At 65.6% G+C, this 14627-nt stretch carries 8 protein-coding genes and 1 riboswitch; of the genes, 3 read left to right on the forward strand and 5 right to left on the reverse strand.

Annotation, left to right across the window (positions count from 1 at the left end):
• Positions 1-104 precede the first annotated feature (104 nt).
• Positions 105-506, reverse strand: a complete 402-nt coding sequence (crcB, locus tag XarbCFBP7408_RS16875; RefSeq protein WP_099801706.1) for a fluoride efflux transporter CrcB — start codon at positions 504-506, stop codon at positions 105-107.
• A 109-nt stretch (positions 507-615) separates the two neighbouring features.
• Positions 616-683: riboswitch (Fluoride riboswitch) on the reverse strand.
• Between the two features lie 2 nt (positions 684-685).
• Positions 686-2059, reverse strand: coding sequence for a replication-associated recombination protein A (locus XarbCFBP7408_RS16880; protein ID WP_104563941.1), 1374 nt, complete (start codon positions 2057-2059; stop codon positions 686-688).
• Between the two features lie 237 nt (positions 2060-2296).
• On the opposite strand from XarbCFBP7408_RS16880, the gene xopZ reads away from it, so the two are divergent.
• Complete coding sequence (xopZ, locus tag XarbCFBP7408_RS16885) at positions 2297-6463, forward strand: XopZ family type III secretion system effector (protein WP_104563981.1); 4167 nt, start codon at positions 2297-2299, stop codon at positions 6461-6463.
• 119 nt (positions 6464-6582) lie between these two features.
• On the opposite strand, the gene lolA is transcribed toward xopZ, so the two are convergent.
• From lolA to XarbCFBP7408_RS16900, 3 genes are all read right to left on the reverse strand, one after another.
• Positions 6583-7212 carry an outer membrane lipoprotein chaperone LolA gene (gene lolA / locus XarbCFBP7408_RS16890; RefSeq protein WP_104563942.1) on the reverse strand — a complete coding sequence of 210 codons (630 nt, stop codon included), beginning with the start codon at positions 7210-7212 and terminating at the stop codon, positions 6583-6585.
• A gap of 107 nt (positions 7213-7319) precedes the next feature.
• Positions 7320-9263, reverse strand: coding sequence for a DUF3857 domain-containing transglutaminase family protein (locus XarbCFBP7408_RS16895; protein ID WP_104563943.1), 1944 nt, complete (start codon positions 9261-9263; stop codon positions 7320-7322).
• A gap of 405 nt (positions 9264-9668) precedes the next feature.
• A complete protein-coding gene (locus XarbCFBP7408_RS16900; RefSeq protein ID WP_104563944.1) occupies positions 9669-12026 on the reverse strand; it encodes a DNA translocase FtsK in 2358 nt (785 codons plus the stop codon).
• A 282-nt stretch (positions 12027-12308) separates the two neighbouring features.
• Here XarbCFBP7408_RS16900 and trxB point away from each other — a divergent pair, with 282 nt between their 5' ends.
• Both trxB and XarbCFBP7408_RS16910 read left to right on the forward strand, forming a co-directional pair.
• On the forward strand, positions 12309-13277 hold the full coding sequence (trxB, locus tag XarbCFBP7408_RS16905) for a thioredoxin-disulfide reductase (protein ID WP_104563945.1): 969 nt from the start codon (positions 12309-12311) through the stop codon (positions 13275-13277).
• Between the two features lie 60 nt (positions 13278-13337).
• On the forward strand, positions 13338-14456 hold the full coding sequence (locus XarbCFBP7408_RS16910) for a GNAT family N-acetyltransferase (RefSeq protein ID WP_104563946.1): 1119 nt from the start codon (positions 13338-13340) through the stop codon (positions 14454-14456).
• Positions 14457-14627: the final 171 nt, after the last annotated feature.

Consider the following 14627-nt stretch of genomic DNA (forward strand, 5'->3'; position numbering starts at 1 on the left):
CCGGAAACCTTGGCCGGTTTGCACTTTGTTGTCTTCACGATTCTGATGCTTGGAAATGCAGCCACGCTCTTTCAAAGTTCATAACACGCTCTAGGCGGCCGCGCTCAGCGCGTCACCAGCCATTGACCGATCCGCGCACCTGCGAAGACCAGCGCCAGTCCAGCCAGCAAGGTCACCGCCAGATAGATGCCGATCATCGTCGAGCGGTCGGTGCGCGCGAATACCAGGCACTCCATCATCAGCGACGAAAACGTGGTCAGCCCACCGATCACCCCAACGATCAACAAGGCCCGCAGCGGCCAGCTCGATGGCCCGCGCGCATCCAGCCAGACCAGCAACACGCCGGCAACGAACGACCCGAGCAGGTTCACCGTCAGCGTTCCCCACGGGAAGACGGTACCGAAGCGTTGGATCAACGAGGCACCGATCGCAAAACGCAAACCGGATCCCAGTGCACCACCGGTCATGGCCAGCAACAGCTGTTGCCACCACACCGGTGCGTTCATGCGCGTACCCCGCGACCGGAGCGTGCTTTCGAAAAAATAGTGTGCGACATCGGCGTCATCCTTCCTGAGTCAAGAGCGATGCCGGGGCACAGGCCTGCCGCCCCGGCGGGGGTGGGCAGGCATCATCAGCGCGCGGGTGCGTGCGGTTCGAGGAGGAATGCCATCTCCTGTGCGGCCGATTATGCCGCGGGCTTGCCGGCCTTGTCAGCCCGTGCCTGCGCGCGCGCCTCGCGCAGCCGATCGAGCTTTTCCTTCAGCTTGATCTCCATCCCGCGCGGCACCGGGTTGTAGTACACGCGCTCGCCCATGGCATCCGGGAAGCCGGTCTGATCCAGCGCGATACCGCCCTCGGCATCATGGTCGTACTGATAATCCTGGCCGTAACCCAGCGTCTTCATCAGCTTGGTCGGTGCGTTGCGTAGATGCAGCGGCACCTCCTGCGTGCCGGTGGCGCGCACTTCGGCCTTGGCCTGATTGAAGGCAGCATAGCCGGCGTTGGATTTGGCAGTGCTGGCCAGATACAGCACCAGCTGTGCGAATGCCAACTCGCCTTCCGGGCTGCCGAGGCGCTCGTAGATGTCCCAGGCTTCCAGCGCCATGCTCTGCGCGCGCGGATCGGCCAGTCCGATGTCCTCGATCGCCATGCGGGTCAAGCGACGCGCCAGATACGCCGGGTCGCACCCGCCATCGAGCATGCGCGTCAGCCAGTACAGCGCTGCATCCGGGTTGGAGCTGCGCACGGACTTATGCAACGCCGAAATCTGGTCGTAGAACTGCTCGCCGTTCTTGTCGAAGCGGCGCGTACGGTCGGCCAGCACCTGCAGCAACGTCTGCGGCGTAATCTCGCCACCCTCGCCTGCCGCCAGTTCCGCAGCAATTTCCAACAGCGTCAGGGCCCGACGCACATCGCCGTCGGCGGCGCTGGCGATTTCCAGCAGCGAAGCTTCGCTGACCTGGATCGTCTCGGTCCCCAAGCCGCGCTCGGCATCGCGCAAGGCACGCTGCAAGGCCTCGACGATGTCCTGCGGCGACACGCCTTCCAGCACATGCACGCGGCAGCGCGACAACAACGCTGAGTTCAACTCGAAGGACGGGTTTTCAGTGGTCGCACCGACGAACAGAATCGTGCCGCGTTCGATATGCGGCAAGAACGCATCCTGCTGCGCCTTGTTGAAGCGATGCACCTCATCGACGAACAACACGGTGCGGCGGCCACCGGCAAAACGCTGCGCCGCCTCTGCCAGCACCTGCCGCACTTCCGGCAGGCCGGACAGCACGGCCGAGATCGCCTTGAATTCGGCGTCTGCGTAGCGCGCCAGCAACAAGGCCAATGTGGTCTTGCCGCATCCCGGCGGACCCCACAGGATCATCGAGTGCACGCGCCCGGATTCGACCGCGCGCCGCAAGGCGCTGTCGGGAGCCAGCAAGCGCTTCTGCCCCACCATCTCGTCAAGCGTGCGCGGCCGCATCCGCTCTGCCAGGGGCCCCATGGCGCTGCGATCGACATGCAGCAGATCGGGTGTGATCGAGTCGGGACGTTTGGCTTTGCTCACCCCTTCATTCTACCGCCTGCGCCTGAGGGACGCTCCACAACGCAGTGTTCGACCATCGCTGGCAGCGACGCCGACGTTCTCTTTCCAAGCGACCACTTCGCGCAGGTGCACCGCATCGAATGCGCAGCGCAATACTGTTACTCAGTAACAAGTGATCGCATGTCATCGCTTGCCTGCACCCGCATCGGCCGCGAGCTGCGCCAGCGCAAGCGGAACGTTCAGCGTACGGATTTCACCATGCCCCGCATTCCGCTTCGCCCCTCTGTCATCACCGCTTGCCTTCCCGGGATGGCCGAGACCATCTCGCATCCATCCAGACCTTCGGCGAAGCGGCAGACGCACAACAAATTGGCGACTCCGGACCCATGCGCGTTCGAGGCGGAACTGATCCAGGCCCAGGACGATCCGCTGGGTTGGTCCGCGACGCTGCTTGAGCAAGCGAGACAGCCAAGCGTCTTGGAGCCCGGATTGAAGACCGCCCCCAAACGCAAACATGCTCTCCCGCGGCCCTGCAGGAAGGCCGCAGAGCGATTGGGCCTCAGTAGCGGTTCGCCAAAACCACATACGGCGCTGCTGCGCTACTCCTCGTTGCAGTGCGAGCAGGACAGACTAGCCGGTCCATCGGATCGCAACGCCGATCCCGCACGTGATCTGCGAGCGCCCCCGCTGCTGTCCAACGCCAGCCAGGATCTCAACGAGGCGCTGATCGCCCGCATGGAGCAATCCAACCTCGACTTGGCCGCACGCATCTCCCGGCGTCGCCAGGACGAACTGATCTACGCGCATGCACAAACGCTACAGGCTGCACGCGAGCAGTTGGCCTTGAGAGCCCGGCGCGCCGCCAACCTTAGCGACAGCATCCACGTGCTGACGCGCGAACGCGCCGAACTGCTGCAACAGCTGCAGGGATGTCATCTGCAAACTGATGCGGTGGCGGCCGCAATCCACGATCTCGAGTCGGACATTCTCTCCGCGCGCGCTGCATTGAACGCGCTACCGGGCGATCAGCCGTCGCGTGCTGTCGCAGCGCACGCCGGCCCACCCTCGGCCAACGCGCAGCAGGGCGTCGATCGCTTACAGCTGCAGCGCACCTGCACTCGGCTCGAACACGCAGTGCAGCAGGCGCGTGCGCGCGGCGATACGCTGGCCAAAGCGGTCTTTTTCGGCCGCGGCTCGGCGCAGGCAGCACAAGCAGAGCAAGCACTTGCGGATGCCAACGCGGAGATCGATCAATTGCGGAGCGCGTATGCGCAAGCGCGCGATGCGTTGCAGTCAGATCAAGCAAGCAGCTCTACCAACAGGCTGGCGCCTCGCACGCTCGGCTCGCACCTTGCTGCAGAGCGGAACCAGGAAATCGAGGCACTGCGCACACGGCTGGCACGCGACGAGAACATGCTGACCCTGCAACGCACGCATGCCGAGCGCTGTCAGCGAAATGCGCGGCGCCTACAGGAGCGCCTCGCCCAGGTCAACGCGAAACTGCAGCAGGCGCGGCATTCGTCGCGAATCAACACCGAGGAGTTGTGGCAGCACGAACAGACGGTCAGCGCGCTGGAAGCAGCGAACGGCGACATGCAGCGCGTGGTGGAACATGCAGCCGCACATCCGCCGGCCGAAGAGGCCCGGCCCGTCGCTGCCGATATCGTCGCCGACACCATGGAGGCACTGATCGAGACCCTACCCGGCTTTCGCGAGGAAACCATCGACCTCGTGAGTCGACAGGTTCTACGCGCCTGGACTGACGGTCTGCATGGCCGCAGCGCTGCGTTCGGGACCGACGCCTTGCAGCCGGTCGACGCATTGCGCATCGCCCTGCAGGCCTTGGCGATCGCCAGCGAGGGCGATGCCACGGCAGCGGCCAACGTGCTGCGACGCCTGGGCGTGGTGCGCTTGCGTGAGCTGATCCCGTCGCCACAGGTCTGCGTCGCTGCCGAGGCGGTCCAGCCGATGGAGACGGTCACCGCCTGCGTCGGCCTGTTGGCCAGCGTCCCGCGCGGCATGCAGGTTCTTTCGCACATGCTGCGCGAAGAACCCACGCCCCCCTCCAGGGAATGGCTGGAGGCAGCGCAGGTCCATCTGCGTGCCAGCCACCGGCTTGCACTGACGCCGGACGCAGAACAGGCTGAACGCACCTGGCTGGGCGATGCGCAAATGGGAGCGCGCCATGCCGTGCATGGGGACTCGCCGCTGCAGGGCCTGCAGTCTGCAACCGATGCCCAGCGCGGCGCCTTTCATGCGTTCCGCAACGGCTACGAAACCACCGCAGCAGGTTCACCCTATGCGCGCGCCAACGCATGCCTGCAGATGTTTGCGCAATGGGCGGTAGCAGGCAGCGGACGGCGCGGCAAGCGCGCCCTCAATCCCTTCAACGCCCTTGCGTTGGGAATGAAGGTCGGCGCCTCCGAAGCGCTTCCTACCGCTGAGCGGCGTGCCAACGACGCTTTTCGAGAGGCGGCCGGCCACTTGACCCGTTGGCTCGTCGCGCGCCGCCAGATCCAACTGGCGGGCGGGCGAATGCCGTCGCAGGACGAACTGGCAATGCAGGCGCTATTGGAATACGCGCAATGGCTCCCACACGAGCAGAACGCGACCGACCTGACCTTCACTGCGAAGGTGCTGGGCACGATCGAACGGCGTGCCCAGGAGCTTCAGCACTCGGTGGCTGCCTCCGTGAACGAGGCCGACGATCTGCAGCCGGCGGCGTGCCATCCGGCGATCGCGTCCGCCTGGGTTGCATTACGTGCGGGCCGCATGCGTCTGCCGGAAACGCTGCGTCTGATCCAACGCGGCCTGCTCGACCACGCCGGACAGCCGAGCGACCTGCCGGTCGGTGCAGCGCCCTTGGATGAAGAACGGGCGTCGGTCGCGCGCAACCACTTTCATCAGGCCGTTGGTCATGCCAGCCGCGTTCTGCATGAGGGCGACACCTCCCGCGTCAAGTCGCCACGCGCGCTATTCGAATGCCTGCGCAACCTGATGGAACGGCTGGAATGGCGCGACAAGCTGCGTCTCACCGAACAACGTGTGATCGGACTCAACACGACGCCGCTGTCGGCTGCGCTTGCGATCATCCCCAGCGGCCTGGGACTGAAACTCTCCGCGGGCGGTCAGACCAGTTCCGATCGCTCGGTGGAGATTTACATGGGGCGGACCGGGTTGTCGCTGCAGATCGGGCGGCAGAAGGCGCGGCAGTTCAACGCCAGTACCGGCATTAGCGCGGGCGTGCTGCTACCGGGCACCGAGCTCGCACCGGTGGGCATTACGGGCGCAGCCGAGTGGCGCATGAAAAAGGAATCGGGCATCGAGCACGGCGTGCAGATCCGCGTACCACGGCGGGGCAAGGGCCAGGAGCTGGAGCAGCGCGCGCAATTCCTGGCCATGTTTGAACACTTGCTGCAGCTCGCCGAGCAATCCGGCGGCGACGCAGGCCGGTTGACCGAGCGCGACTTTCTGGGGGAGCTGCTGGCGCACCACCCCAGCATCACCGTCGGCTTGATCGGCCATGCCGAGCGCAACGCTTCGGCCACCGAATCCAGCCTCAGCGTCGCTGCCGGCGTGCGCGTGGGAAACATGGACGGCCGACCGCGCCGCGCCACCCTGGGGGCATCGCTCGGCTTAAAAGCACGGCGGGAAACCTCCCGTTCGCAGACGCCGATCGAAGGCTACATGACGATGGTGCTGAAGGATTCGAGCGCGCAATCCAGGGTGGAGATTGCAGGACGCGCATCGGCCAGTCTCGTCGCCCGGCAGTGGACGCACCCAAGCACCGGCAATGCGCCGCCCACCCCAGTGGCGCGGCTGTCCATGGCCACGCTCGATCTCGGCTATAGCAGGGAACTGCGCTCGGCCGGCAGCAATACGTTCTCTACCTTGTGGATGTTCAACAACGAAATCGATCCTGTGCGCACGGATCGTGGCTTCGAATTCTTCAACTTCGCCGCATTCGAACGCGAGGTGAAACGCAACTGGCAGCTATGGACCCACTACGGAATCTCCAAGCTGCAGGGCAAGGTCGACGACCGGCGGCTCTATATGGTGGCCGAGCGCCAGTTACAGGACTTCATCGACCGGGTCCGTCTCCACATGCAAGACAACAAGTTCGCCTCGCTGATCGTGGACTGGGTGCTGCAGGCGGAGGCTGCACCGCGCCTGGACGCATTGCGCGCGCAGGCCCGGCTACTGCGGATCGCCGGATGCGAAGCGCAAGCGGCGGAAGCCGATCGCGCCTTCGATGAGCTGATCAGCCACCCAGCCATCTGGGAACCGACCATCCTGATCCTGCGCGAGAAGGGCAAACGCCAGCGCGAACGTGGCCTCGATTTCTTCATCAAACGCCAGACCAACCAGGCAGCGGAGGCGAGTCGGACGGTTGGTCAGTGGATCCCGTACGAGCCAGTCCCGTAGCGCTGCCGGCATCGTCCCTGTGTAGGGCGTCTCGGTCGCGCCACAGCGACTGCTGCGGCCCTCACAGTCACAGCCGCTCGCTGCACCATGCCTTCATCCCGAGCGTCCCGCAGACGCTTCTACTGCGCGTCGCCCACCACGTCCACGCCCTTGGCCGGCGTATAGCGGAAGGTGTCTGCAGCAAACGCCGGATTGCGCTTCCAGCCGCTGAAGCCGATCGCGGTGCGCTGGCCGACCGCGTCCACCACTTCCATCCTGGCCAGGCCTTCCCTGCCGAACCCCAGCGAGGCGATCTGGAAGCTGGCGTCGGTGTCCACCTTGGGCGTCAGCGACAACCATTGCAGGCCGTCGCGTGGCGCGGCTTCTTCGCTGACGTCGTACTTCTTGTCCAGAAGCGCCGGGTCGATCAATGCAACAAGCGGGCTGTTCTGTTCTTCGCTGCCCTGTGCGCGCACGGTGACCTGCTCCAGATCCGGATCGAACACCCAGACCTTCTTGCCGTCGGCAACGATCAGCTGCCTGTACGGCTTGGCGTATTCCCAGCGGAACTGACGCGGTGCGGCCAGCGCAACCCGCCCGCTCGAATTTTCCTTGACCCGGCCATTCGCATCGGAAACACGCTGGGTGAACTGCCCATCCAACCCCTTCAAGCCACGTGTGAACGTGTCCAGTTCCTGACGCGCACCGGCAAACGCGGTGCCGGCGAACAGGGCGGTGGCAAGAACGGCATAACGGAGCTGGCGATGCATCGCGGTGTTCCAGAAAGGGTATGCGGGAATTCTGATACTTCCTGGATGAATGGGCGAGCGCTATTGCACAAGGCGTTCAGATCGCGGCCGCCGGCAGTCGATTCATCTCACTGCGCCGTCTGCCCCCTGGACAGATCGCCGTACACGATCTGCCCGCGAAAGCCGCGCCGCACCTGCTGGTAGAGCTCGCGGAACGCGCGGTAGTCCTGCGGCTGACACAGCGCCTGCGGCCCACGTACTGCCGCGCGTTGCAGGCGATGCACCGCCGTCACCGTCTGGCCCTGGCGCGTCCACTCGACCGCGTACTCGCCAGCAGCGTTGCGAAAGCGGCTGCTGCGCGGAATCGCGATGATCGGCACCGTCGCCGGGAAGCTCACCACATAGGTCTCTTCGCGCACGCTGTCGTTGCAGTAGAACGGGGTCAGGTTGTCGTCGGCCGAGGTGGTCGTATAGATGCCTCGGGTGGATTCGGCACCGGGCATATCGGGCAAGGTCATGCCGCCGACCACCGAAAAATCCACCGCATCCTCGGCCTGGAAGGAGTAGCGATAGTTGAACGGCGCATCCAGATCCAAAGGGTCGCCCTGGATCAACAGATCGCCGGTGCCATCGAAGCCGGACTGCGCAATGATCGACTCCTCGATGCGGTTGCGGTTCTGCGCATTGAGCTGCACGAACATCGCACGCAAGCCCACTTCGCCGGTCTGCCCGCTGTCGAGCGTAGTCAGGCCGTGCAGCCCGCCCTGCGGGGTAAAGCGGTACTCGGTACGCGCGACGTAGCGGTTGACCCTGCGGTCGTTGGGCGGGGTATGCGTGACCTTGCCGTCCAGCGTATGCACCACCGGCGCCCCGAGGTCGCCGGCCGGCAACTGGCCGAAGCGCGCGTACGGATTGGTCGAATCCACATACAGATCGAACGCCGGGATGTAGGTGATGGCGTGATTGAAGCGGCCGAGCACCGGGATCGGCGGCAGCGTCGGCCCGCCTTCGGCACCGATCAGCACGGGGGTGCTGGCGATACCCTTGGCCGCCAGCAAGGCTTCCAGGATCACGGTGTGGTCCTTGCAGTCGCCGTAGTGGTTGGCCAGGATGCTGTCGGCGCTGTTGGGTTCCAGCCCGCCATTGCCCAGGTATACCGCCACATAGCGGATATTGCGCGCCACCCACGCGTACAACGCAGCGGCCTGCGCCCGCGGCGCGTCGATGCCGCGGGTGACCTCATCGGCCAGCGACTGGATCGCCGGCGTCACCGCCGCGGCGCGGCCGCCCTTGACGTGATAGGCCAGGCCCATCTGCGACCAGCTGTCGAAGGTACTGGCCATCAAGGTGGGGCTGAACTCCCAGGTCGCCGCGCTCCAGTTCTGGTTCTTCATCGGCGTGGCGCGCTGATAGCGCCACTCCCAGCGCGCCTGATCGCCACGCACCACCGGCCTGGTCCCGCCCTGCAAGCCGCGCACCGACACATGCATCGGCAATGCCTTCGGCGCCATCAGTGTGACCACCGCATCGTCGTATTGCGCGAATACGCTGAAGGTCTCCCACAGGCTGAAATAACCGGGGAAATACGGGGTGTTCTGCGCACGCCGTACGCGATAGACGATGCGCGCGCCCGGCGCCAGATTCGGGAACACCACCACCTTGACCTTGCGATCGGCATACATCGCCGCCGCCGCGCTGGAATAGCTTTCCTGGGTGTAGATCTTGTCGGGCGCCACGTCCTGGCGCAGCCCTTCGGCGGTGACGGTGTAGGCCTGCAGCACTTCGAGCGTTTCCATCTTCTCGCTATAGCTCAGCCGCACCTGGCTGAACTGCTCCACCGCCGATTTGGTCTTGAGCAGGATCTCGTACTCGTCGGTCTCCACGCTGCTGGCGTCGGCACGCACTTCGTAGTCGGCGCGATAGCGCACGAAGCTGTAGTTGGTGTCGGCCTGCGTGCGCGCTGTGGCTGCAGCAGGCGCGGCCTTTCGCTGTGACTCGGCCTGTGACTCGGCCTGGGCAAGCAGCGGAACGGAGAGAAGCAACACGAGCAACAACGCGGGACGATGCAGCATGGGTCTCGATCACGGCGGGCCGGAGCGCCCCTCACGCACAGGGTAGCCGTTGTGCTTGGCAATGACAGGCATGGAATTCCAACAATGCTGCATTGCTGCGCGCCGGCCTTCGTCGATCGACAACGCATCGGCAATGGGCCGGGCTGACGCCAGGCGGCGCAGGCTTGGCGGGCGCAAGCGTTTTGATGGAACAGACGCAGCCAGAGGCAATCACTCACCTGCACGCGACAGTCGCCCTGCCCAGCAATTGCGACGTCTGAGTCCTTTTTGAATCCTCAGCTTCTACACCGTTGCAGCCTTGCCACCTCGATCCCAGCCTGGACGCGAGAGTCAGAGCCGCGTCCTGCAACACGCAGCTTCGACGCTGCAGCCCAATAACCGGACGCATGGCGACGTCGCCGACGTTTACTTCGGCGGCGGCGGCGCCAGCACGGTGCGATCGCCATTGTGCTCGGGCGGGCTGACGACACCGGCCGCCTCCATCGCCTCGATCAGGCGCGCGGCACGGTTGTAGCCGATCTTCAAGCGCCGCTGCACGCCGGAAATCGACGCACGCCGGGTCTCGGTGACGATGCGCAAGGCTTCGTCGTACAACGGGTCCGACTCGTCGCCGCCACCGCCGCTGCTTTCCGGCAAGCCGGTCGCACCGACCACGGTGCCGTCGCCCATGGTCTGCACTTCGTCCAGCACGCCTTCGACGTAGGACACCGGTCCGCTCGCCTTGAGATGCTCGACCACGCGATGCACTTCCTCGTCGCTGACGAAGGCGCCATGCACACGATCAGGCAATGCGGTACCCGGCGGCAGATACAGCATGTCGCCGTTGCCCAGCAGCGCTTCGGCGCCGGACTGATCCAGAATGGTGCGCGAGTCGATCTTGGAACTGACCTGGAACGCCACGCGGGTCGGGATATTGGCCTTGATCAAGCCGGTGATCACGTCCACCGACGGCCGCTGCGTGGCCAGGATCAGATGGATGCCGGCCGCACGCGCCTTCTGTGCCAGGCGTGCGATGAGTTCTTCGACCTTCTTGCCGACGATCATCATCATGTCGGCGAATTCGTCGATGAAGATCACGATGAACGGCAGCGTCTCCAACGGCCGCGGCGCTTCGCCCAGTTCCGGGTTCGGCTTGAACAGCGGGTCCATCATCGGCTGGCCGGCGTCGATGGCGTCCTTGACCTTCTTGTTGAAGCCGGCCAGGTTGCGCACGCCCACCGCGCTCATCAGCTTGTAGCGGCGCTCCATCTCGGCCACGCACCAGCGCAGGCCGTTGGCGGCCTCCTTCATGTCGGTGACCACTGGCGCCAGCAGATGCGGGATGCCCTGGTAGACGCTCAGTTCGAGCATCTTCGGGTCGATCATCAGCATCCGCAGTTCCTTGTGCGAGGCCTTGAACAGCAGGCTGAGCACCATGGCATTGACCGCCACCGACTTGCCCGAGCCGGTAGTACCGGCGACCAGCAGGTGCGGCATGCGCGCCAGGTCGGCCACGGTCGGCCGGCCGGCGATGTCCTTGCCCAGGGCAAGCGTCAGCGGGCTGGCCGACTTGTCGTACTCCTTGGAGCGCAGCAACTCGGAGAGGAAGATCATCTCGCGGCTGACGTTGGGTATTTCCAGGCCGATCACCGACTTGCCAGGGATCACGTCCACCACACGCACCGATTTCACCGACAACCCGCGGGCGATGTCCTTGTCCAGCGAGCTGATCTGGCTGACCTTGATGCCCGGGGCCGGCTCGATCTCGAAACGGGTGATCACCGGGCCGGGATAGGCCCCGACCACTTGCGCCTCGATGCGGAAATCCTTGAGCTTGAACTCGATCTGCCGCGACAGCGTCTCCAGCGTCTCTTCCGAATAACCCTTGGCCTGCGGCTTGGGGTCGTCCAGCAGGGCCAGCGGCGGCAGGTCGGAGCCGTCGGTGCTCACGCCCTGGAACATCGGGATCTGGGTATCGCGCTTGGCGCGCTCGCTCTTCTCCACCACCGGTGCCGGCGGCGGCTCGATCCTGACCGGCTCGCGCTTGGCCTGCTTGACCGCATCGACCTTGCGCACTTCCTCGCGCTCTTCGCGCATCACGCGGGTCTGCTGCCACTCGGTGGCCTGGTGGGTCTTGCGCTGCATCAACGGCCCCAGCGCCAGCACCCAGGTGCCGATGCGCTCCATCACCGCAAACCACGACAGGCCGGTGGCCAGGGTGATCGACACCAGCAGCAGCACCAGCACGAACAGGTTGGCGCCCAAGGCCCCGAAACCGGCGCTCAGCGAATTGCTGACCAACCGCCCCAGGATCCCACCGGCGGCGGCCACGTCGCCGTTGAACAGGCGCAGATGCAGGAAGCCGGTCGAGGCGATCAGGAAACCCACCATGCCGACCAGCCGCAACGCCGGCCCCAGATCGGCCTCGGCCTGCCCTTCCTTGTCCATGCCGAACAAGGCGATCCAGGCCACCGCGCCCAGTACCACCGGCAGCAGGAAGGCCACATAACCGAACAGCTGCAGCAGCACGTCGGCCGTCCAGGCGCCGACGCGGCCGCCCATGTTGTGCACCGGCGCGACCACGCTGCCGGTCTGCGACCAGCCCGGATCGGCGCTCGAATAGGTGAACAGGCTGGCCAGCAGATACAGCAGCAGCGGCGCCACCGCGATCAATGCCAGATCGCGCCAGAGCTTCTGCCGACGCGGATTATCCGCCACCGCTGTCTTGCGCGAGGACGTCTTGCCCTCAGCGGGCTTGCTGCGTTCGGGAACCTGCTTTGCCACCTGTAGCCAGACCTTAGAAAAATGCTGTTAGTGGTTGATAATAAACGACTGAGGCCACGGTTTCAGCAGTCGCACGCGCATCGCTTGGCCATGCATGCGATGGTCAACAAAAACGCCGCACGGGGCGGCGTCGATAACGCGTACTGGGTGGACCATGCCATCTGCGGTTCAAGCAGTTCCATCGCGCCGCCTTGATTCACCGGGTGGGGACCGCCACTCTATGCCGCCACAGGGGCGCGAATTCACCCGCCTGCCCTGCCAATTCCCAGATCGCGAGTATACATGAGCGCCTCTTCTGCCAGTCCCGCCAAGCATTCCCGCCTGTTGATCCTGGGCTCCGGCCCGGCCGGCTGGACCGCCGCGGTCTACGCCGCCCGCGCCAACCTCAAGCCGGTGGTGATCACCGGCCTGCAGCAAGGCGGCCAGCTGATGACCACCACCGAAGTCGACAACTGGCCGGGCGACCCCCACGGCCTGATGGGCCCGGACCTGATGAGCCGCATGCAGGCGCATGCCGAGCGCTTCGAGACCGAGGTGATCTTCGACCACATCCACACCGCCGACCTGTCGCAGCGCCCGTTCCGGTTGACCGGCGACGGTGCCGAATACACCTGCGACGCACTGATCATCTCCACCGGCGCCACCGCCAAGTACCTGGGCATCCCCAGCGAGGAAGCCTTCAAGGGCCGCGGCGTGTCCGCCTGCGCCACCTGCGACGGCTTCTTCTACAAGGATCAGGACGTGGTAGTGGTCGGCGGCGGCAATACCGCAGTCGAAGAAGCGCTGTACCTGTCCAACATCGCTCGCAAGGTCTACCTGGTGCACCGCCGCGATACGCTGCGCGCGGAAAAGATCATGCAGGACAAGCTGTTCGCCAAGGTCGCCACCGGCAAGATCGAAACCGTCTGGCACCACGCCATCGATGAAGTGCTGGGCAACGATGCCGGCGTCACCGGCGTGCGGGTCAAGTCCACCCTTGACGGCAGCACCCGCGAGATCGTCGCGCACGGCTTCTTCGTTGCCATCGGCCATCACCCCAATACGCAATTGTTCGACGGCCAGCTGGCGATGAACAACGGTTACCTGGAAATCCGCTCCGGCCTCAACGGCGCGGCGACCGAGACTTCGGTAGCCGGCGTGTTCGCCGCCGGCGACGTCGCCGACCAGCACTACCGCCAGGCGATCACTTCGGCCGGCTTCGGCTGCATGGCCGCGCTGGATGCCGAGCGCTATCTCGACAAGAGCGCCTGAGGTGGCTGCTGGCCGCCGGCCGCGCCGCGCGGGCAGTGCCAAGACCAGCAGGCCGTGCGCATGAGCGTCACCGCCCGCTGGTGCCGCCGCCTGGACGAGCTTGCGGCCGGCGCCTGGGACGCGCTGCACGACGGCGCGCACCCGTTCATTTCTTATGCCTTCCTGGAAGGCCTCGAGCGGGAGGGCTGCCTGCGCCCGGACTGGGGCTGGAACCCGTTGCACCTGACGCTATGGGATGGCGACACCCTGGTCGCCGCCGCGCCGGGGTACCTGAAGAACAACTCGCATGGCGAGTTCGTGTTCGACCACGCCTGGGCGCATGCCTACGCGCGTTACGGGCAGGAGTACTTCCCCAAGTGGCTGTGCGGGGTGCCCTACTCGCCGGTGACCGGACCGCGCCTGCTGGGGGCGCCGCGCTGGCGCCCGCAGTTGCTTGCGGCGATGCGCACGCTGGTGGAGCGCAGCGGGCTGTCGTCGGCGCACGTCAACTTCCACCCGGCCGACGAAGACAGCGCCTTCGACCCCGACTGGCTGGAGCGCAACGATCTGCAGTACCACTGGCACAACGCCAGCGGCTGGAGCGATTTCGAAAGCTTCCTGGCGGCGATGGACCACAAGCGGCGCAAGAACATCCGCCAGGAGCGCGCCAAGGTGCAGCGGGCCGGCGTGCAGTTGCGCGTGGTGCATGGCGATGCAGCCAACGACGCCGACCTGGAAGCGATGTACGGCTTCTATCTCAAGACCTTCAACGAATACGGCAACTCGCCGGCGCTGACGCCGGAATTCCTGCATCACCTGGCGCGGCAGCTGCCGCGCCAGCTGGTGATGTTTCTGGCCGAGCTGGACGGGCAACCGATCGCCGGCGCGCTCTGCCTGCGCGGGCGCGACACGCTGTACGGGCGTTACTGGGGCGGCGAAGCCCTTCCGGGGCTGCATTTCGAAACCTGCTACTACCAGGGCATCGAATACTGCCTGCGCGAGGGCCTGGCCCGCTTCGAGCCCGGCGCGCAAGGCGAGCACAAGATCGCGCGCGGCTTTCTGCCGACACTGGTCCGCAGCCGTCACTGGATCGCCGACCCCGGCTTCCGCGAGCCGCTGGCGCAATGGTGCGCCGACGAGCGCGACGCGGTGGCCCGACACGCGCGCGCGCTGTCCGAGCACAGCCCGTTTCGCGACTGAGCCGCGCGGCGGGGACCTACGCGGCAGTCGCAGTCGATCGCAGGCCCGGTCCATCGCAGCGTTCGCGGCGCTGCAGCTCACGCCATCCAACGACCACTCCTGGCCGCGCGCTAACTGCACGCCCAGCCGCAGGCGTTCGTAGGCGCATGCCACGAAACGTGGCGACCATGC

The sequence above is a fragment of the Xanthomonas arboricola pv. guizotiae genome (genome assembly GCF_002940205.1).
Taxonomy (GTDB): Bacteria; Pseudomonadota; Gammaproteobacteria; order Xanthomonadales; family Xanthomonadaceae; genus Xanthomonas; species Xanthomonas arboricola_C.